This is a genomic window from Methylobacterium sp. E-005, from assembly GCF_022829725.1.
Lineage (GTDB): Bacteria > Pseudomonadota > Alphaproteobacteria > Rhizobiales > Beijerinckiaceae > Methylobacterium.
Map to the genome: position 1 here is coordinate 1 of NZ_JAKSYG010000049.1, position 19,728 is coordinate 19,728.

At 69.2% G+C, this 19,728-nt stretch carries 14 protein-coding genes; 3 read left to right on the forward strand and 11 right to left on the reverse strand.

The window, feature by feature from the left end:
• Window positions 1-43: 43 nt before the first annotated feature.
• Window positions 44-2,029: a glyoxal oxidase gene (locus MKK88_RS04530; RefSeq protein WP_243997411.1), complete on the reverse strand. Its 1,986-nt coding sequence runs from the start codon at window positions 2,027-2,029 to the stop codon at window positions 44-46.
• Window positions 2,030-2,054: 25 nt separating this feature from the next.
• On the reverse strand, window positions 2,055-2,696 hold the full coding sequence (locus MKK88_RS04535) for an SCO family protein (protein ID WP_243997432.1): 642 nt from the start codon (window positions 2,694-2,696) through the stop codon (window positions 2,055-2,057).
• Window positions 2,697-3,179: 483 nt separating this feature from the next.
• Between MKK88_RS04535 and gspD the strand changes: the two genes are divergently transcribed.
• The gene (gspD, locus tag MKK88_RS04540; protein WP_243997412.1) at window positions 3,180-5,510 is read left to right on the forward strand and encodes a type II secretion system secretin GspD; all 2,331 of its coding nucleotides are present in this window, start codon (window positions 3,180-3,182) and stop codon (window positions 5,508-5,510) included.
• Window positions 5,511-5,780: 270 nt separating this feature from the next.
• On the opposite strand, the gene MKK88_RS04545 is transcribed toward gspD, so the two are convergent.
• The 6 genes from MKK88_RS04545 to MKK88_RS04570 all read right to left on the reverse strand — a co-directional run bounded on the left by MKK88_RS04545 (window position 5,781) and on the right by MKK88_RS04570 (window position 11,120).
• Entirely contained in the window at window positions 5,781-6,407 is a 627-nt protein-coding gene (locus MKK88_RS04545; RefSeq protein ID WP_243997413.1) for a TadE/TadG family type IV pilus assembly protein, read from the reverse strand.
• Window positions 6,407-7,018 (reverse strand): TadE/TadG family type IV pilus assembly protein, encoded by a 612-nt coding sequence (locus MKK88_RS04550; RefSeq protein ID WP_243997414.1) that lies wholly within the window; start codon window positions 7,016-7,018, stop codon window positions 6,407-6,409. The genes MKK88_RS04545 and MKK88_RS04550 overlap by 1 nt, the downstream gene beginning before the upstream one ends.
• A complete protein-coding gene (locus MKK88_RS04555; RefSeq protein ID WP_243997415.1) occupies window positions 7,015-8,235 on the reverse strand; it encodes a TadE/TadG family type IV pilus assembly protein in 1,221 nt (406 codons plus the stop codon). The genes MKK88_RS04550 and MKK88_RS04555 overlap by 4 nt, the downstream gene beginning before the upstream one ends.
• Window positions 8,236-9,001: 766 nt before the next feature.
• The gene (locus MKK88_RS04560) at window positions 9,002-9,502 is read right to left on the reverse strand and encodes a hypothetical protein (RefSeq protein ID WP_243997416.1); all 501 of its coding nucleotides are present in this window, start codon (window positions 9,500-9,502) and stop codon (window positions 9,002-9,004) included.
• Window positions 9,499-10,023: a hypothetical protein gene (locus tag MKK88_RS04565; protein WP_243997417.1), complete on the reverse strand. Its 525-nt coding sequence runs from the start codon at window positions 10,021-10,023 to the stop codon at window positions 9,499-9,501. The genes MKK88_RS04560 and MKK88_RS04565 overlap by 4 nt, the downstream gene beginning before the upstream one ends.
• Window positions 10,020-11,120, reverse strand: coding sequence for a hypothetical protein (locus tag MKK88_RS04570; protein WP_243997418.1), 1,101 nt, complete (start codon window positions 11,118-11,120; stop codon window positions 10,020-10,022). Before MKK88_RS04570 ends, MKK88_RS04565 begins: the two co-directional genes overlap by 4 nt.
• Window positions 11,121-11,316: 196 nt before the next feature.
• On the opposite strand from MKK88_RS04570, the gene MKK88_RS04575 reads away from it, so the two are divergent.
• Entirely contained in the window at window positions 11,317-13,050 is a 1,734-nt protein-coding gene (locus MKK88_RS04575; protein WP_243997419.1) for a GspE/PulE family protein, read from the forward strand.
• Window positions 13,047-14,261 carry a type II secretion system F family protein gene (locus tag MKK88_RS04580; RefSeq protein ID WP_243997420.1) on the forward strand — a complete coding sequence of 405 codons (1,215 nt, stop codon included), beginning with the start codon at window positions 13,047-13,049 and terminating at the stop codon, window positions 14,259-14,261. The genes MKK88_RS04575 and MKK88_RS04580 overlap by 4 nt, the downstream gene beginning before the upstream one ends.
• An 88-nt stretch (window positions 14,262-14,349) precedes the next feature.
• Here MKK88_RS04580 and MKK88_RS04585 read toward each other — a convergent pair whose 3' ends face one another.
• The 3 genes from MKK88_RS04585 to dnaE form a co-directional block, all read right to left on the reverse strand.
• Window positions 14,350-14,817: a prepilin peptidase gene (locus MKK88_RS04585; RefSeq protein WP_243997421.1), complete on the reverse strand. Its 468-nt coding sequence runs from the start codon at window positions 14,815-14,817 to the stop codon at window positions 14,350-14,352.
• A gap of 6 nt (window positions 14,818-14,823) precedes the next feature.
• Window positions 14,824-15,105, reverse strand: coding sequence for a hypothetical protein (locus tag MKK88_RS04590; protein WP_243997422.1), 282 nt, complete (start codon window positions 15,103-15,105; stop codon window positions 14,824-14,826).
• Between the two features lie 720 nt (window positions 15,106-15,825).
• Window positions 15,826-19,344: a DNA polymerase III subunit alpha gene (gene dnaE, locus MKK88_RS04595; protein WP_243997423.1), complete on the reverse strand. Its 3,519-nt coding sequence runs from the start codon at window positions 19,342-19,344 to the stop codon at window positions 15,826-15,828.
• Window positions 19,345-19,728: the final 384 nt, after the last annotated feature.

Consider the following 19,728-nt stretch of genomic DNA (forward strand, 5'->3'; position numbering starts at 1 on the left):
GTCAGGCACCAGGGCGGGACCCCGAGGACATCTAAGCGCGCAGTCACGTGATCACATAGCCATGTGATTGCCTGATCACGCAGCTATGTATCTGCGTACCAGCCGCGGATGCGGTCGGGATGTGCGCGAGCCGGGCGAGCCCCGCCACCGAGAGGCACAGGCCGGAATGGGCCGCCTTCAGGAGGTCGCCGGTGGAGCCGCCCTGGCCCGTTCCGCCGGCCGTTCCCGTGCCGCCGGTGCCGGTGGTGCCGCCGCCGGTTCCGATGCCGCCAGTCCCGGTTCCGGTGCCGCCCGAGCCGCTGGTCCCGCCACCGCCATTCGCGGCCGTGCTCGACGGGGCGACGAGCGTGGCCGTCTGTACCGGCGCGCCGTAGCCGCCGAACCCGACGATCACCCCCGGGGACGGGACGCCCTTCGTGTCGATGGCGACGAGCTGATAGTAGCCGGGGGGCAGCACCCCGGGGGAGTCCGGCGTCTTCACCGCCACCCCCTGGCCCGACTGCGTGAAGCGCGCCACGTAGCGCCGCTGCGTGGTGTTGAAGCTGTGGGTGACCTGGCTCAGCCCGACCAGCACCACCTGGGACAGGCCGTTCTGCGAACTCAACTCGAACTGCAGCGTCTGATTGTAGTTCGGCGTGACCGTGCTGAGGCTGACGATCTGCGGGCGGGGCGCCAGAGCGGCGGTGCCGTTCTGCGCGGTGAACAGGTAGGGCGGATAGTAGACTTCCGCGTTCTGGTTGTTGACCGGACCCGGCGCGCCGCCCCCGGCGATCAGCAGGGCGCCGTTCTGCATCAGGATCGCGGTGGAGTGGTAGCCGCGGTAGACGGCGCCCGAGGCGCCGAGGGACCACGTGCCGGTCTTCGGGTCCCAGATCTCCGCCTGCAGCACGGCGTTGGCGCCGTCCTGGTTGTTGCTCAGGCTGCCGCCCGACACCACCACCTGGCCGGTCGGCAGGACCGTGGACTGCGCCCAGGCCCGGCCGAACGTCATCGGCGTGGTCTCGGTGACGACCGGCGTGCCGCTGGTGATGTCGACGATCGTGGCGAGGCTGCTCGACAGGAAGCCGTTGGTGTTGTCGTAGCTGTTCCCGCCGACCTGGAGGATCTTACCGGTGTCGTACATGACCGCCGTGGAGGTCGGGCCGACATTCGGCGCGTCGGTCGCGGAGGTGGCGCTGCGCTGCGGCTGCTTGAACGCCCAGCTGGTGACCGAGCCGGTGCCGCTCACGTCGAGCATCCACATCCTGTCGGCCGAGATGCCGAACACCTTGTTGGACGGCGCCACCCAGGCGCGGGGATACCACCAGCGATTGTTGTCGGGGCCGAAGGCCTCGCGACTCTTGGCGCCGAACAGGCTGCTCCACTGACCGTTGACGTAGATCTCCGGGGTCATGCCGGTCATGTAGCCCTTGTCGATGCTGCCCTGCGGGTCGGCATAGCCGCCGAGATAGGGATAGGACCCGCCCATGATCAGTTGTCGCGCATCCGGCAGGGTAATCATCGTCGCGTAGTAGCGGTCATTGGCGAATTTCTGCTGCACGGCCGTGAGCGCGGCAGCCTTGGGGTTGAGGATGACGCTGCCCTTGTCGTTGCCGGTGTCGAAGATGCCCCCCGCGACCAGCAGGGAGCCGTCACTCAGGAAAGCCTGCGTGCCGCAGAAGCTGTTGACCCCGACCACCCCCTGCAGGGTCGTGTGGCCGCCGCCGAAGCCGACGCTCGGATCCCAGATGTCGAAGGTGCGGCCGTCCTGCGTGCCCGGGCTCCCGCCCGGCGTGCCGAACGACACGACCTTGCCGCTCGGCAGGAGGCCGAGGGTGACGGCGTTCATCGGCCAGTCCTTCACCGACGAGAACAGGCCGGCGGTCGGCGCCGAGGCGGGGATCGACAGGCCGGCGAGCAGGGGATCGGTCACCGGGGTGACGACGACGCCGTAGAGGGCGGCTTCGGCGGGCCAAGCGAGGCCGGAGGACAGCATCGTGGCGGCCAGCAGGACGCGCCGGCGGAGCCGGTTGGGAAGATGCGAGGGCATGGGGCAGTCCGTAGGGAGGGGAGGTTCAGCGGGCGGTCTGTGACGGTCCCGACGCATCCGCTGACGCCTGGTCGAGACCCTGGGTGAAGGTGTCGAGGGTGGCGATGTCCCGGGCCAGGCGCGGGGCATCGAGGGGGTCGCCGCCATACGTCATGGCGACCTGCCCGCGCCGGTCGAACAGCAGGACCGTCGGCGGCGGCTCGGGCAGCGCGGAGGCTGGGTAGTGCAGAGCCGCAGCGAGCGCCCGCGTCGCGGCGGCGTCGGCGGTGAGGAGGTGCAGGCGCGGCTCCGGTCCGACGAGGGACTCCGCGAAGGCACGCAGGCGCGCCGCGTCATCGGCCGCGGGGTCGGTGTCGATGGCCAGGAACACCACGCGTCCGCGCAGGGCATCCGGCAGGTCGCGGGCGAGCCGGTCGAGATCCATCAGGCGGGTGACGCAGAGGATCATGCAGCCTGCGCGCACGAACGAGACCACGGTAATCCGGTCCGCCAGCGTCGCGGACGAGACGGCGCGCCCCTGGACATCGGCCCGGTGCTCCGCCGTGCCGCCCGGCCACAGCAGGCCCGTGAGGTCACTGGCACGCGCGCTCCGGGATGGGCCTTCACCCAGCATTCCGAGTAGGCTGATGCCGGCTATCAGCGCCCAAACGCGCAGCGTTGATCGCATTGTCACGCCCCCAGTGCCGATCCGCCGACCTTAAGTTGCTTATCGGGTGATCGGAATTGCTCGACTCTACGCAATCACCAATACCCAGGCATCACAGTCAACGAATTAGGCCGGATAGAGACTGTGAGTCGAGTCTATCGGCGCAATTAATATAATATATTGTTCGCTATCAATACTATGGTTGAACAATAAGCTGCGGATTTCAACGCAAGATAGATGTACACACTTGCGCATCTCTACTTTTAAGGGAAATTTACCAGATTTATTCTCATTCCGGTTGTGATCCGAGAATGTGCCGATCGGGTGCGCAATTTATAGGTGGGTGTACAACCCGATTTTACAACAATATCACGGTTTTCGCCGTAAAAAACACGTAAGAACTCAACTTTTTCCGCTCGAAAATTGCATATAAAGGATCTATTAACCATAAAATCCTAGGCCTCGGTCGAAGTAAGACATCCGAGGCGGGGGCTGACCGGATTCATGAGGGGGCGCGCACAGTTCGCCGGCGCGGTGATGCTCTGCCTTGCGACGGGTGCCGCGACGGCTGCCGAGCCACTGTCGGGCGTGGCCGGGATCGTCGCCCGGGGCACCGACCGGCTCGCCGGCCGCGACGCGTCGGCGGCGGAGCCTTTTACCGGCGGCCCGGTCAGTCTCAACCTCGTCGAGGTGCCGATCCCGGTGGCCGCCAAGGTGGTGCTCGCCGACACGCTTGGCTGGGGCTACACGCTCGACGCCCCGATCAACGGCACCCTCACCCTCCAGACGGGCGGCCCGGTGACGCGCGCGGCGCTGCTTGCGCTGTTCGAGGGGGCGCTCTCCAGCCGCGGCCTCGTCCTGCGGCGCCGGGGCCGGACGGCGCAGATCCTGCCGGTGGGGGCCGACACCCTCCAGCCGGTGCGGGGCGCGGGCGCCGAGGCGGGCGCCGTCATCGTACCCCTGCGCTGGATCGCGGCCGCCGAGATGCAGGCGATCCTGGCGGCGGTCGCCCCGCGCGACGTGGTGCTGCGGGCCGACCGGGGGCGCAACCTGCTGATTCTCAAGGGCGATGCCGGCCAGATCCACACCCTGCGCGAGACCATCGCGGTGTTTGATGTCGACTGGATGCGCGGTATGTCGACCGCCATGCTGCCGGTGCGCAGCGCCAATCCCCGGGCGATCGCCCGCGACCTCACGCAGATCTTCGGCGGCGAGACGGCGGGGACCGGGGATGTGATCCGGTTCGTGCCGAACGAAGCGCTGAGCGCCGTGCTGGTGGTCAGCTCGCGCGCCGCTTATCTCGACCGCGCCCGGGTCTGGCTCGCCGAGCTCGAGACCCTCGCGGCCGACCGGGAGCGGCAGCTCTTCGTCTACCGGATCCAGAACCGCTCGGCCAAGGAACTCGCTGCCGTCCTGCAGAACGTCGTCGCCGCCGAGACCGGCAGCCCGGTGAACGTCTCGGCCGCCGCCGGGTCTGGCGCCGGGTTCGGGCCGGACGCGTCCGGCGCGGGCTTCGGCGCTTCGGGATTGGGTGGCGACGCCTCGGGCTCCGGTTCGGCCACGGGGTTCGGCACGGCCGGTCAGGGCGCCGTGCCGTCGGGTCCGGGCGGGTTTGGCAGCGGCGGCTCAGGGGCTGCGTCGAGCTTCGGGCAGAGCCCGGGCTTCGGCGCGGGCTTCGGCGCAGGTGGGGGCGCGACCCAGCGGACGAGCCTCGCGGGTGCGGGCGGCCTCGGTGGCGATCCAGGCTTCGGCAGCGCGGGGGGCTATGGCGGGAGCGCCTCCGGGGCGGAGGCCGGCTACGGGGCGGGCCTGCGCCGCACCGGCGTCGGCATCGTCGCCGACGAGACCAATAACAGCCTCGTCATCTCGGCGACCCGCAACCAGTACGACAAGATTCTCAACATCCTCGGCCGGCTCGACGCGATGCCCACGCAGGTGCTGCTGGAGACCGTGATCGCCGAGGTGACGCTGAACGATCAGCTGCAATTCGGCGTGCAATGGTTCCTGCAGAACCGGGGCGACCGGCTGAACCTCGCCACCAGCAACACCGTGGGGGTGAGCACGGCCTCGAAGGTCACCGCCACCGGCACCGCGGTCAGCGGCACGGCGGCCCTGATCAGCGCCGCGACCCGGGGCGTGCCGGGCTTCAACTACCTGATGAGCGGGACGAACTTCAACGTCGTGCTGAACGCCCTCCAGGGCGTGACCACGGTCCACGTCCTGTCCTCGCCCAACATCACCGTGCTCGACAACCGTACGGCCAAACTCCAGATCGGCGATCAGGTGCCGATCGTGAAGCAGAGCGGCCAGAGCGCACTCTCGGCCGGCGCGCCGATCCTCAACCAGATCGAGCTGAAGGATACCGGCGTGATCCTGGCGGTGACCCCGCGGGTGAACAAGAACGGCCTCGTGGTGCTCGACATCAATCAGGAGGTGAGCGACGTGGTGCCGACCACCTCCTCGACGATCGATTCGCCCACGATCCGCCAGCGTCGGGTGGCGACGAGCGTGGCGGTGCATGACGGGCACACCCTGGCGCTGGGCGGGCTGGTTCAGGAGAAGTCGCAGCTCTCCACCGAGAGCCTGCCGATCCTGGGGGACCTGCCGCTGATCGGCCCGGCCTTCCGCAACCGCTCGGACTTGCGCACCCGGACGGAGCTGATCGTGTTCATCCGCCCGAAGGTGATCCGCGGCACCGTCGAGGCCGACCGGATCGCCGAGGATTTCCGCCAGCAGCTCAAGGCGATGATGCCGGTCCGCCCGGTCCTCCCGCCCCCCACACTCGCCGCGCCGGTGCCGGGGACGGAGGGGGTGCTGCGGCGGATGATGGATTGAGGAGGTTGGTGGGGCCTCGGGATGCGTTCGATGACTGTAACGCGGCTCAAGGGCCGCTTCCGACCCACAGCAGGCGCCCGAATCGCCAGGGGCGCTTCCCATAAGCGGTCGTTCGGCGGATGTCTGGCGACTTCGGCTTAGGGTGGGGAGCAGACGTCAGCCACTCGCCTCAAAGGGGATCTCCCGCGGCCAACCCACAGCGCGCATGCGAAATGCTGCCGATGGTGGTCTACAGGCGAAATATTTGTTGCATAGATTTGATGTTTAGTCTCATGGGCATTGTCTTCCGTTCGGAAGAACGATCTCCGAATCTCCCAAATACGTTGACCCAGAACGTACTGGCCAGGTTACCTTCTCGGCCCACGTGAAATTCAGATTCAGTCCGCGGACGATCTTCGGAGTCATGGCGCCGAGGATGGGTTTGAAGGGCATGGTGACTTCCACCAGCACGAAGCGCGCGCCGATCCGCTGGAAGTTTTTCGGGACGGCGATATCCGTTGCGGAGCCGACGCTGCGCTTGCCGGTAGTGGGATAGACCGAGCAGACATACGCGGTGGAGGGATTGTTCGCCTGATACACGCCGACCGCCGAGATCTGGATCGTGGCGGCCGTGGAGGGGAATGGCGCCAGGATCGGTCCGGACGATGCCACGATATCGGACATGAGGGTGGAGGAGACCGGATTTTGGGTGTCGCCCTGTGCTGTGAGGTCGGCCAACGTCCGACCGAGTTGCGCGACCTTCCGCTTCTGATCGACGGCACTCACGAACTCGGCCGTCGCGGCCAAAAACATGAGCAGGATCGGCAGGATGAGCGCGAACTCCAGCGCGGCCACCCCCTCGCAGTCGCGCAGAAAGGGGCGGCTCGGATCGGCGCGCAGGAGGCGGATCGCAGACATCAGCAGGCGCTTCCGCTGCCGGATTGATAGGGTTCGATCCGGAACACAGCCGCGCTCTGAAGCAGGGCGGAGCCGTCTGTGAAGGCCGACAGTCCGAAGCTCAGGCCACGCGCGAAGAGCGGATACTTCACCGCAGCCCGAACCACCGCGATGCTTTTCGGGCCGGGGCACGAGTAGGTGGTCCCGAACCCGGCGGCCCATGTTCCCGTCGAACCGTCGACCGGCGACGCATTGCCAGAACTCGCCGAGAACGAACTCGCGACGCGTACGTCGAGCACGATGTCACTGCATCGGAACAAGTAGTTGCGGAACGTCGGCGTAGGACCGCAGACCACGGCCTTCAGGTTCTGCAGGATCTGTGTCTGGTTCGTGGATCCCGCGTTGCTCTGTTGAAAAACACCCGTCAGCAGCGTCCGTACCGCCTGATCCAGGGCGAGCGTCAGACTTTCGCGTGCCATGTAGACCATCGCGTACTGGCAGAGAACAAGGCTCACGACGATGAAGAGACTTCCAGCGAAGGCGAACTCGACCGCGTAGGCGCCGTTGGCATCGTGGCGAAGCCGCTGCGCGACACTGCGGAAGCGTCGCCGGTGCTGCCGGGCGACGCTCATTTGGACAGCCGCACCTGGGTGAAGTTCTGGAAGATCGTCTGGAAGGCCGTTCCGATCGAGGGCGTCGTCGCGGCGTTCACGAAAAGGTTCGCCGTGCTGGCGCAGGTGGTCAATTGCGGGACGATGTCGTCGAACCGCGTCCCGGAGTTCCCGATTTGGCTCCGCTGCCCGAGGGTGGCCATGTAGCCCCAATCCCAGGTCATCTGAAGGTAGGGAGCGTAGAGGACGCCGATCGAAACGCTGGGATCGAGCTTGCGGCAGTCGCTCGGCGAGAAGGGGGTCACCTGTGGCTGTAGCCACGGCTGGTAGCTCGCCCAGGTCCGGGTCGGATCCGCCACCCCGTCGGTCGCGATGATGACGAGTTTCTTGGGTGTGGTGATCCCGTCGCCGCCGATCCCGACGGTGCCGGCGAACGTGGGCATGAGCGTGCTGAACAGGGTCGCGCCGTCGTAGTCGCCGGAGGTCGAGGGGGCTTGGGGGAGGTTGCTCGAAGCAGCGCTTAGCGTACTTGTTACGGGAACGACCGTTGTCAGTGTTGTGCTGAAGGAATAAACCGCGATCCGCAGGCGCTTGGAAGCCGACGACTGGCTTTGCAGCCACGTGACGAAGTCCGTGATCCCCTTGTTGATCTCGTTGATGCGTAGCGTGATGCCGTTCTTCTGCGCCCACTGGAAGGCATCATAAGAGGTTCCTGCCACGGGATTGCCGTCGTGGCAGGCGAAGGCGCACCCAATCTTGCTGTTGAGGGTGTTGATGTCCGCCTGCGTCGCGCCGATTGCCATCGATCCCGAGACGTCGATCAGCAGATAGATGTCGACCATCGGGGACAGGTTGAGACTAGAAGCGGCGGTACCGCTCAATGAGAACTTGTTGACCCCTGCGATCTTCAGGAGCGAAGTGATTGTCGACGACGTGTAGGTGCCCGTCACGGTGACAGTCCGGTTCTGCGGGACGACCGTGAAGGAGGCCTGTGTGCCGGCCGGGAGGTTCGGGGCCGAATTGAAGGAATCCATGGCGGCCTGCGTCGCATTCGCGATGATCAGGGCCGACGACAGGTTCCTGACATCGTCCGATTGCGCTTGGTTGGCGGCGACGATGACGGCGGCGTCGAGAGCGTTGTTGAGCCTCGTCCTATCCTGGATGGCCCGACCATAGTCGATCGCTCCGCCAGCGAGCCCGACCAGCGGCACCAGCAAAGCCGCAAACAGGATCGGCAACGATCCCCGACGATCATTTAGAAGCGACACCTTCAAGGTGGCTGAGATACTTAATCTGAAATCGGATCCGTTGCGGGCATAAGACGTCAGATCATCTCCTGGATAATACTTGGACTGAAAAAACATGGCACATCAGCGGACAGAGGCACATAGAAAGATACTGCCCAATATCTATGAAATTTTTTGTACTTCAGATCACGGATTTCCGGTGATCCCATGACCAAGATGGCATGATTTATCGCATTGATTGATCCTCCCAGCTCTGCTGCGAGGAAACTGGAGCTAGAAACTGCCATGCCGTTTTCGGGAGCCGCATGATCCGATGGCTCTCCAAAAGCGAGTGATGCTTGGCAGACTCAAGTAATGTGGGCCATCTCGGGTGCGGGGCAGGCGTTACAGGAACTGGGCACGGCAGCTGCCGGGCTGCTTTCAGCGGCTTCCGAACTGTCCCAGCATTGTGAACCTCTACAGAGTCAGATCGCTCGCTTTTCACGGGCATAGCCGGCGTCGTGCGCCACCGCGTTTGCGAAGCCTGATGCGCAGTCCGACACCATCGCCCGTGCACCGTCCGCTTTCATTCGAACGGGCATTAACGCGGGTAAACGGAATCCCATCCCTTGCGGACGGACTGCCAACGGCGGGCAACCCGGCGATACCCAAGGCTCGGCTCGCGCGCGCCTCCAATCGACCATCGCTCCTGGCCCTCTGCGCCGTGCCCGCAATCGGCCGATCCGCGGCCCTTCACACGGTTGAGCGGCTCTCGACCCTACGGATGCACGTCCACCGGCCGGTCCGCGAACGGCGTCGGGCGCAGCGTCGCGGGCTCGCCCAGGAACACCGCCTCGAACAGGCGCCCCCGCTGGGTCACGGTGACCCGGTCGGCCCCGATGGCCACGATGCGCCAGTCGCCGCGGCCCTCGCCCGGGGCGAGCCAGGCCGGGTCGCCGCTGCCGTCGTCGATGAAGGCCCGGGCCGCCGCCCCGTCGCGGCGGATCCCGCGGAGCACGAGGACCGGCGGAACCGGGTCCGGCCGCAGGATCAGATCGCGGCTGCCCGCGGCCGTCCAGGCCTGGCGGCTCGGATCGAACAGCGGCCGGCGGAGCGCTGAGCCCTCAGCCGGGGCCGCCGGAGCGGGTGGAACCCGCGGCGGGGGGGCGTCGATCGCGACCGGCCAGGACTGCACACCCACGACTGCGAGGCCCGCGAGACCGAAGGCGGCGCGCAGGCGCCAGCCGCTCGCGGCCAGGATCCCGAGCGGCGCCCTCACGGTCTCTTCCTCCCGGGCGGCGGCGCGATCACCCCGCGGGCCATCACGACGAGGTTCAGGATCGTCGGACGGCCGATCTCGCCATCGGCCGGGCGGGCGACTGACAGATCGGCCTCCTCCACGACGAGGCGGGGCGCTTCGCCATCCAGGGCGTGCAGCAGCCCGTGCAGGCCCGCCGACGTGCCGCGCAGCCAGACGCGCAGGCGTGGCAGGTCGGGCCGGGCCGCGTCAGGCTCAAGGGTGGCCGCGTCGATGACGATGGCTCGCCCGGCCGCCAGGGCGTCGAGGCGGTCGCGGAAGGCGGCCAGCAGCGTATCGCCATCGGCCGCCACGAGGGGCGGCGTCACCGGCGGACGGGCCGCCAGCGCCCGCGCCCGGCCGAGGCGGTCGCGGGCGGCATCGATCGCGTTCGCCGCGTCGAGGGCTGCCGAGAGTGGTGCCGTCGCGATGGCGGCGAGGAGGACAAGGGCGGCGAGCCGCACCAGGAGCGGCCGGGCGGCGAGATTCCGGATCCGCATCATCGGCGGCCCCCCGCGACGCGCGGAAGCATCACCACGAGCCGGCGACGGCCCCCCGGTTCGTCCGCAGCGCTGCGCAACACCGGCGGTCCCAGGCCGGCAATCCCGACGAGGGCGGCGAGCGCCCCGGCTTCGTCGGCGGCCGAGAGGGTGACCAGCGCGCCCTCATGATCGAGGTGGAGCGCCGAAGCCGCGGCGCTGTCCGGGAGGGCGGCTGCGAGGGCGTCCCAGGCCGGCACCGGCGCCGGCGCCCGGCCGGCCTCGATCGCCGACAAGCCCGCCTGGACGGGTTGCGGCAGGGGTGGCCCGGCCTCCCGCCGCGCGGCCGCGAAGGCCGCGTCGAGGGCCGACAAGTCCGCCTCCTGATGCCGGCGCAAGCCCCAGAACGCCGCGAACAGCAGCAGGACAGCCCCCAGGGTCAGGACGCGGTCGCCGACCCGCCCGCCGCTCAACAGGGCCGGCAGGGCGCGATGGCCATGGCTGAGCAGATCGATCGGCAGCGTCTGCTCCTCGCTCGAACCCACCGTCACGGGACCGGCCGGCAATCCGGCCCTTGCGAGGGCAGCGAGGAGCGGATCGAGCCGCGCCTTCTTCAAGACGATGTGGCGCACGTGCAGGGCGCGGGCGGCGAGGTCCTCACCCTCCACGAACCAGTCGCTGTACACGGATTCGGACCGGAACGGCGTCGCGGCCTCCAGTTCCTCGGCCAGGAGGGCGCGCATCCGCGGCAGCGCCGCCCCCGGCAGCACGAGGCTGCGCAGGAAGCAGGCGGCCGGATCGACCAGCACCTTGACCCGAACCCGGCCGCCGCCCGCGATCGCCGCGAGCCGCTCGGCCAGGTCGTCGGGGCCCAGATCACCCGCGGCGCCGGTCTCGAACCGGTAGGTCCGTGGCTCTCCCCCGCGCCGGTCGACGACCACGATCGCCGTCGCGCCGGGCGCTCCGAGATGGATCGACAGCGGCGTCGAAACCCGGTCGGCGCGGGATTCGGCAAGGCCCGACAGGTGGATGGCGGCATCGAGAATCTGGCGCAGACGCGGGGACCGGGTCCAGGCACGGTCGAGCCGGAACGGGAATGGGGCGGTGGATCTGGCGCTCACGGCGGGCTCCGGCCCGGCTTCGGGGAGGTGCCTGCGATTCGTTAACCCTCCGGTATTTCCAAGCGCTTAACATGCGCGCTTAAATCTACGCGCCTATAGATCGGTCTAGAGCCGTGCCGGATCGCATTGTTATACAGTCTACAGCGGCAGCCTTGTTGCCGAATGAGGCGCAACTTGCACGCGTGTCGGGCCGGCGATGCTGACGATCTGGGCCGCCAAGACACGCCCGCTCCGGTCCGCCCCCGACCGCCGCGGCGCCCCGCGTGATCCCCGCGACGCGGCCCGCGCCTTCGTGGCCTTCCTGGCCGAGCGGGATGCCCTCGATCCGGCCGGCCACGGGCGGGCACTGGCCGCCCTCGACCTGCCGGGCCGGCGGCCCCTGCCGGTCCTGCTGGTGGAGCTCGGCCTGATCCACGAGGCCACCCTGGCCACCGCCCTGTCGGAGGCGACCGGCCTGCCGATCCTGAGCCCCGACGCCGTGCCCCCCGGTCCCGTCCTGGCGGAGGCGCTGAGCGGCGATTACTGCGCCCGCGCCCGGGTGCTGCCCGTTTCCGCCGGGCCGGACCGGCTGACCGTCGCCGTGGTCGATCCGTTCGATCCGGAGATCCCGGAGGCGCTGGCCCATCTCGCCGACCGGCCGGTGGAGCGGCGCCTGATCGGGCCCGGCACCTTCGAGCGGGCGCACCGGGCGATCTACGGCGATGCTGCGCCGGACGCCGACGGGGTGATCGACGACGACCTCGCCCAGCTCCAGGACGTCGCGAGCCAAGCGCCGATCGTGCGGCTCGCCGCCCGCCTCGTGCGCAAGGCCTTCGAGCTGTCGGCCTCCGACATCCACCTGGAGGCCGAGGAGGGCGACCTGCGGGTGCGCTACCGGGTCGACGGCGTGCTGATCGAGGCGGAGCGGCTGGCGAAATCCGTTCAGCTCGCCCTGACCACCCGGATCAAGATCCAGGCCGGTCTCAACATCGCCGAGCGGCGCCTGCCGCAGGACGGCCGCATGAAGGCCCCCGACCGGGGCCAGGAGGTGGATATCCGGGTCTCGACCCTGCCGACCGCCCATGGCGAGAGCGTCGTGCTGCGCGTCCTCGACGGCTCCCGCCGGGTCGACGACTTTGCCGGCCTCGGCTTCGGCGCCCCCGCCATCGCGCGGATCCAGGCGATGATCAGCCGGCCGAACGGCCTCGTGCTGGTCACCGGCCCGACCGGCTCGGGCAAGACCACCACGCTCTATGCGGCGTTGAAGCGCCTGAACGGGCCGCACCTCAAGATCGTCACCGTGGAGGATCCGGTGGAATACCGGATGGCGGGGGTCAATCAGGTCCAGGCCCATCCGGGCATCGGCCTCGATTTCGCCGCCGCCCTGCGGTCGATCCTGCGCCAGGACCCGGACGTGGTGATGATCGGCGAGATCCGCGACGGCGAGACCGCGCGGATCGCCGTGCAGGCCTCGCTCACCGGCCACCTCGTGGTCTCGACCCTGCACACCAATTCGGCCGCGGCCGCGGTGACGCGGCTGATGGATATGGGCATCGAGCCCTACCTGATCGCTGCGACGCTCAACGGCGTCGTGGCCCAACGGCTGGTCCGGCGCCTGTGCGAGGCCTGCTCGGCGCCCGCCCCCGTCACCGCGCGGGAGCGGCTCTCGCTGCGGCTGCCGGATTCCGCCGCCATCACCCTGCGGCAGCCCTGCGGCTGCCCGGCCTGCAACGGCACCGGCTATCGCGGCCGGTTGGTCGTGTCCGAGGTGATGCTCCTCGACGGGGTTTTGCGCGGCCTGATCGCCGACCGGGCCGGGGAACGGGCCATCGCGGCGCGCGCCCGGGCCGAGGGCGTGGTTCCACTCGCCGAGAACGGCCGTGCCCTGGCGGCGGCCGGGCAGACGAGCCTCGACGAAGTCGGGCGGGTGCTGGAGGGGCTCGACGCATGAGCCCCTTCGCCTATCGCGCCTACGCGGCCGACGGCCGGACCCGCACCGGGACCGTCGAGGCCGAAACGCGCCAGCGCGCGGTGGCGCAGCTCCGGGCCGAGGGGCTCCAGGTCTTCGCGATCGCCCCCGCGCCCGCCGGCCCGGCGGCCTTCTGGAAGCGCGACCTGTTCGGCCGCGACCGGGTCAGCGATGCCGCCCGCATCGCCTTCCTGCGGGAATTCGGCACGCTGCTCGGCGCCGGGCTGACCGTCGACCGGGCCCTGCGCCTGACCGAGCGGCAGGCCTCCGCGGCGTTGAGGCCCGTGCTGACCGACCTGCTCGAACGGGTGGTCGGCGGTGCGGCCCTGTCCCGGGCGATGGCGGCCCATCCCGTGGCGTTCCCCCGGGACATGGTCGATAGCGTCCGGGCCGGTGAGGCGACCGGGACGCTGGTCGACGTCATCGCCGCGCTGACCGCCTCGATCGAGCGCCGGGACGCAGTGCGCCGCCACCTGACCTCGGCGCTGATCTACCCGGCCCTGCTCGTGGTGATGGCGCTCGGCACCGTGGCGATGATCGTCGGGGTTCTGATGCCGGCCCTGGCACCGCTCTTCGAGGGGACCGGGCAGGCGCCGCCCTTCGCGATCCGGGCCGCCGGGGCGCTCGGCGCCTTCGTGTCGGCAGGGTGGCCGATGCTCCTCGGCGGGGCGCTCCTCGGCGGCCTCGCCCTGGCGCGGTTCTGGGCCGAGCCGGGCTTTGCGGCCTTCCGCTCCCGCCTCGCCCTGCGGCTGCCGCTGGTGCGGGAGGTCGTGGTCGGGATCGAGCTCGGGCGGATCTGCCGGGTGCTGGCCACCCTGCTCCAGGCCGAGGTGCCGGTGCCGGACGCGGTCGCCGCGGCCCGGCCGCTCGCCGGCAATCGGGTTTTCCGCCGCGCCCTCGACGAGGCGGCGCAGCGCCTGACCGAGGGCGGCGGCCTCGCCTCCGGGCTCGCACGCCTGCGCGCCTACGCGCCCTCGACCCTCAACCTCATCGCCAGCGGCGAGCAGGTCAACCGCCTCGGCCCGGTGCTGGCCCACGCCGCCGAGATGCACGAGACCCAGACCCGCCAGCGCATCGACCGGATGCTCGCCCTGTTCACGCCCCTGGTGACGATCGCGGTCGGCGGCCTGATCGGCGGCCTGATCGTCTCGGTGATGGGCGCGATCCTGAGTGTCGGCCAGCTGGCGCAGTGAGCAAGCGATGAGCGAGCCGGGGGGATGCGGGCTGCCGGCCCTGTCCCGACGCTGCGCCAGCCCCCATGCGCTGAACCCCTCTCCGCCCTCACGGCCCCGGCGTGAACAACAGCGCCCCGTGAAGGCCGAGGGCGAGGAAGGGGCCGAAGGGCAAGGGCGTCGTAGCGTTGATCCGCCGCCCGGCGAGTGCCCCGAGCCCAAGAAAGGCGAGCGCGCTCCCGCTGGCGATCAGGATCACGAACGGCATCGGCGCGAGGCCCGTCCAAGCCGTCGCCGCCCCGAGGAACTTCACGTCGCCGAGGCCGAGGCCGGTCCGGCCGCGCAGGCGGGCGTAGAGGGCCCGCAGCGACCACATGGCGGCGAGAGCGAGCGCCACCGCGGCGACCCGCGCCAGCACGGCGCCGGGGCTGGGATCCCGGAGGCCCGCGACGAGGAGGCCGGCGACGAGCAAGGCCAGGTTCAGCCCGTCCGGGATGATCCGCCGCCGGAGGTCGATCAGGGCCACCGGCAGGGTCAGCGGCAACGGCAGCAACGCGACGAGGAAGTCGATCGCCATGGCGCGTCAGGACCGCCCCGACGCCGCGACCTGATCCGCCAGGGCGTGCCGGGCGATCTCGCCGGGCAGGTCACCCCCGCGCAGCCCGCGCGGGATCCGGAAATCCAGCCTCGGCGCACCGCCGAGTCCGAAGCTGGCCCCGGGGCGGTGGAGCCTAACGAGCACGGTCAGCGCCAGCGCTGGGGTGAGCGGCTCGGCGGTGGCCGGTCGCGCCATCAGGGAGGTGGTGGAGATCAGGATCGCGGTTTTGGTGCGCGTGGCCTCACGCCGGGCGGACGGGATGGGCATGGCTGGGCAACTCGCAGTCTCGCTCCGCGCCAGGCCTGCCGAGACGCGGACCCAGGCATGTGCGATCAACACAATGAAAAAGGGCCGACCGGCAATGTCTGATTCATTGCCGGCGGAGCATTCCCAAGCCATGAGGCACAAACACGATCTTCAGCCAGCAGACGTCAAGGCATCTCGAACCGAACGACCCGGATCGCAGCTGGATGGTGGGAGAGACGCATGCCAGGAGCTGCCCGGGTAGATTGAATACAGGGCAGGATGCCCGCTCGCTGGTTCAGCTTCTGGTTGGTCTTGCTATCATCGCCAGGATCGCGAGCCCCGTGACGCCGCAGGTGCTCGGCTCTCGCGGCCGCGACAAGGGCGAGACGGTCCGGAGGCAGGTCAGGAGCCTCGACCGGGCGGTGGAGCGCGATGACCGCAACCTTGGCGGCTGCCCGGCCTCGAAACAGGGTCTGGCGGGGTCCCGATGCGCGCGCGGCCCGGGGCCCGACCGACCCCGGGCCGCGCTCACCTGTACAGGTCCCCGGGCAGCAGGGCCTTGCGCGGCCTACGCCCACGTCAGAAGCGGCTGGGCCGGCGGATTCGGTGAGGTTGCCGACGTGAGGTGATGAACAGCGCGTCGCAGCAGCCGTCAGGGGCAGCAATCGAGGGTCGTGGACCTACGACTTAAGCCAAAATGGTCCCGCCCCTGGGCATTCTCAGGGGCGGGCGTTCGATTGATCAGCTCACCTCCACCTGCACCACCCCCGGAACGGTGCGCAGCTGGCCGGCGAGCGCGGGGCTCGCCTGGAATTTTCCGGGGAGCCGGATCTCCACCTCGCGCTCGCCGCCGTCGAGCTTGAGGATCAGCGAGACCTCGCTCTCGCCCCGCATCGACAGCCGCTGCTGTACGGGGGCGACGCCACGTGGGTCGCTCAGATGAATCCGGATCCCTTTCTGGTGGCGGGCCACCGCCTGATCGAGGGGTTCCGCGGTGAGGATGCGGGCGCGCACGTCCTCGCCCTCCAGGTTGGCCTGGAGCTGGAGCACCAGCGGACGGCCCGGTTCGAGGATGTCGCGGTACTGGCCGAGCCCCTCCGAGAAGATGATCGCCTCGAAATGCGCGGTCCGGTCCGACAGGGTGACGATGCCCATCTTGTTGCCGGTCTTGGTCCGCCGCTCCGCCCGGTCGAGCACCGAGGCCGCCACCCGGCCGACGCTCGACGTCCCAGCCCGCACCGCGCGGCAGAAATCCGTCCAGCTCTGCACCCGCAGCTTGTCCAAGAGGTCGCCGTACTCGTCCAGCGGATGGCCCGAGATGAAGAACCCGATCGCCGCATATTCACGCTTGAGCGTGTCGGCCATCGGCCAGATCTCGTGGGGCGGGATCCGCAAGCTCACATCGTCCGCCACCACACCGCCGAACATGTCGGTGACGCCCGCCGACGCGGCCTCCGCCGCGCTGGCGGCGAGTTTCATCATCGGCTCCACCGCCGCGAAGGCGCGGGCCCGGTCGGGCTCGATGCAGTCGAGCGCCCCGGCCTGGACGAGGCTTTCGAGCGTCCGCTTGTTGATCATCCGCGGGTTCAGCCGGCGGGCGAGGCAGGCGAGGTCCTTGAACGGCCGGTCGCCGCGGGCCTCCACCAGCGCCCGCACCGCCTCGCGGCCGACGCCCTTGATGGCGGCGAGCGCGTAGAAGATCTTGCCGTCGCGCACTTCGAACACCTCGCCGGAGGTGTTGATCGAAGGCGGCTCGACCACGATCTTCAGGCGCTGCGCGTCCTGACGGAATTCGGCGAGCTTGTCGGTGTTGTCGATGTCGAGCGTCATGGCGGCGGCCAGGAACTCGACCGGATGGTTCGCCTTCAGGTAGGCGGTTTGGTAGGTCAGCAGCGCGTAGGCCGCCGCGTGGCTCTTGTTGAAGCCGTAATCGGCGAATTTGGCGAGCAGGTCGAAGATCTCGTTGGCCTTGGCCTTGGTCAGGCCGCGCTCGGTGCAGCCCTTGAGGAAACGGTCGCGCTGCGCGTCCATTTCGGCGCGGATCTTCTTACCCATCGCGCGCCGGAGCATGTCGGCCTCGCCGAGCGAGTAGCCGGCCAGGACCTTGGCGATCTCCATCACCTGTTCCTGGTAGACGATGATGCCGAACGTCTCCTTCAGCATCGGCTCCAGCTTCGGATCCGGGTACCAGGACGCCTCGTTGCCGGCGTCCCGGCCGAGCTTGCGCTCGCAATAGACCGGGATGTTGGCCATCGGGCCCGGCCGGTACAGCGCCACCAGGGCGATGATGTCCTCCAGCCGGTCCGCCTGCATCTCGCAGAGCGCCTTGCGCATGCCGGCCGATTCCACCTGGAATACGCCGACCGTCTCGCCCCGGCCCATGGGTCCGTAGGTCTTCTCGTCATCGAGCGGCAGGGCGGCGAGGTCGATGTGGATGCCGCGCTGCATCAGCAGATCGGTGCAGCACCGCAGCATGGTGAGGGTTTTCAGGCCCAGGAAGTCGAACTTCACCAAGCCGGCCTGCTCGACCCACTTCATGTTGAACTGGGTCACCCGCATCCCGGTCTTCGGGTCTCGGTAGAGCGGGACCAGTTCTTCGAGCGGCCGGTCGCCGATCACCACGCCGGCCGCGTGGGTCGAGGCGTGGCGGTGCAGGCCCTCCAGCTTCTTGGAGATGTCGACCAGCCGACCGACGACCGGCTCCTCCTCCATGGCCTGCTGGAGCTTCGGCTCGCCCTCGATCGCCTGGGCCAGCGTCACGGGGTTGGCGGGGTTCTGCGGCACGAGCTTGGTCAGCTTGTCGACCTGCCCGTAGGGCATTTCCAGCACGCGGCCGACATCGCGCAGCACGCCGCGGGCGAGCAGCGTACCGAAGGTGATGATCTGCCCGACCTGCCTGTCGCCGTAGCGCTGCTGCACGTAGCGGATCACCCGCTCGCGGCCCTCGACGCAGAAATCGATGTCGAAATCCGGCATCGAGACGCGCTCGGGGTTGAGGAAGCGCTCGAACAGCAGGCCGAAGCGCAGCGGATCGAGGTCGGTGATGAGGAGCGACCACGCCACCAGCGAGCCCGCGCCCGAGCCGCGGCCCGGGCCCACCGGGATGTCGTGGTCCTTGGCCCATTTGATGAAGTCGGAGACGATCAAAAAATAGCCCGGGAACTTCATCTTGACGATGACGTCGAGCTCGAAGGCGAGGCGCTTGCGGTAATCCTCCTCGGTAAAGCCGGGCGCCGTGCCGTGCTGCTTCAGGCGCAACTCCAGCCCGGCCTCGGCCTGCCGGCACAGCTCCGTCGGCTCGTCGGCCGAGACCGCCTGCGCACCGGCAACGGACGCCTCCGCCAGGGCCTCCGCCATGGGGGGCGTCTCGCCGGCCGCCACGGCGCCGAAATTCGGCAGGATCGGCTTGCGGGTCCGCGCCCGGACGGCGCAGCGCATGGCGATCTCGACGGAGGCCTGAAGCGCATCCGGGAGATCGCGAAAGAGTTCGGCCATCTCGGCCCGGGTCTTGAAGGCATGGCTCGGCGTCACCCGGCGGCGGCGGTCGTCCGAGACGATGCGGCCCTCCGCGATGGCGAGCAGCGCGTCGTGAGCGTCGTAATCGTCGGGCTTGGCGAAGTAGGGCTCGTTCGTCGCCACGCTCCCGAGGCCGTGGCGGCCGGCGAGGTCGAGAAGCGCGGTCTCGATCCGGTTCTCCTCGGGCAGGCCGTGGCGCTGCAATTCGACGTAGAGCCGGTCCTCGCCGAACGCCTCCTTGAGGCGCTTGAGGCGGGCGAGCGCCAGCTCGGGCCGTCCGGCCCGGAAGGCAGCGTCAAGGGGGCCGCCGGGGCCGCCGGTCAGCGCGATCAGCCCGTCCGAGGCTCCGATGAGAGCCGCCGCGTCGAGGCGGGGGGATTCACCGAGCGCCGTATCGAAATAGGCGCGGCTCGCCAGCCGCAGCAGGTTGGCGTAGCCGGTCTCGTCCTGGGCGAGCAGCACGATGCCGTGGCTCGGCGGCGCCTGCCGCTGGTGCGGATCCGCCGCCTCGAACGCCACCGACAGCTGCACGCCGGCGATCGGCTGCACGCCCTCCCCCGCCGCCTTCTCGGAGAATTCCAGAGCCCCGAACAGGTTGTTGGTATCAGTGAGCGCCAGCGCCGGCTGCCGGTCGGCGACCGCGGCCTTGATCAGGGAGCCGACCTTCAGCGCCCCTTCGAGCAGGGAATAGGACGAATGGACGTGGAGGTGGACGAATCCGACCTCCTTGAGCTGGCGTGGCATGGCCGACCTTGTTCCGGGGACGGACAGCATCCCCGCTCGGCCGGTCCGAGTCGACGGACCCGGAGCTCCCTCCGAACGATATCCACCGGCCGTGCCCTGGAAGCACCAGTTCGGGCCGCCCCTGTGGACAATCGGCACGGAAGGGCGGATCGCCTGTGCATAACGCCGTCCCGGCGGGAACCGGGCGAAAACCGCAGCTGCGGGCTAACGGATCGGTGCCAAGGCTATCGCCCAGGCGCCCACCGCTGCGAACAACATCCCGAACGCCATGAACTCGACCAACCCGGTCAGGACCAACCGCTTCAGCATCGTCGCGCCTCCGTGTGTCTGGCCCATTATGTTCATGTTTTGTTCCAAACAAATAGCTCCGCGGTAACACGTCTG

Coding starts and splice junctions, on each gene's coding strand:
- MKK88_RS04590 (WP_243997422.1), bottom strand. CDS start 15,105: ATGCCCATCCCGTCCGCCCGGCGTGAGGCCACGCGCACCAAAACCGCG.
- MKK88_RS04535 (WP_243997432.1), bottom strand. CDS start 2,696: ATGCGATCAACGCTGCGCGTTTGGGCGCTGATAGCCGGCATCAGCCTA.
- MKK88_RS04550 (WP_243997414.1), bottom strand. CDS start 7,018: ATGAGCGTCGCCCGGCAGCACCGGCGACGCTTCCGCAGTGTCGCGCAG.
- MKK88_RS04530 (WP_243997411.1), bottom strand. CDS start 2,029: ATGCCCTCGCATCTTCCCAACCGGCTCCGCCGGCGCGTCCTGCTGGCC.
- MKK88_RS04575 (WP_243997419.1), top strand. CDS start 11,317: ATGCTGACGATCTGGGCCGCCAAGACACGCCCGCTCCGGTCCGCCCCC.
- MKK88_RS04580 (WP_243997420.1), top strand. CDS start 13,047: ATGAGCCCCTTCGCCTATCGCGCCTACGCGGCCGACGGCCGGACCCGC.
- MKK88_RS04545 (WP_243997413.1), bottom strand. CDS start 6,407: ATGTCTGCGATCCGCCTCCTGCGCGCCGATCCGAGCCGCCCCTTTCTG.
- MKK88_RS04565 (WP_243997417.1), bottom strand. CDS start 10,023: ATGATGCGGATCCGGAATCTCGCCGCCCGGCCGCTCCTGGTGCGGCTC.
- gspD (WP_243997412.1), top strand. CDS start 3,180: ATGAGGGGGCGCGCACAGTTCGCCGGCGCGGTGATGCTCTGCCTTGCG.
- MKK88_RS04585 (WP_243997421.1), bottom strand. CDS start 14,817: ATGGCGATCGACTTCCTCGTCGCGTTGCTGCCGTTGCCGCTGACCCTG.
- dnaE (WP_243997423.1), bottom strand. CDS start 19,344: ATGCCACGCCAGCTCAAGGAGGTCGGATTCGTCCACCTCCACGTCCAT.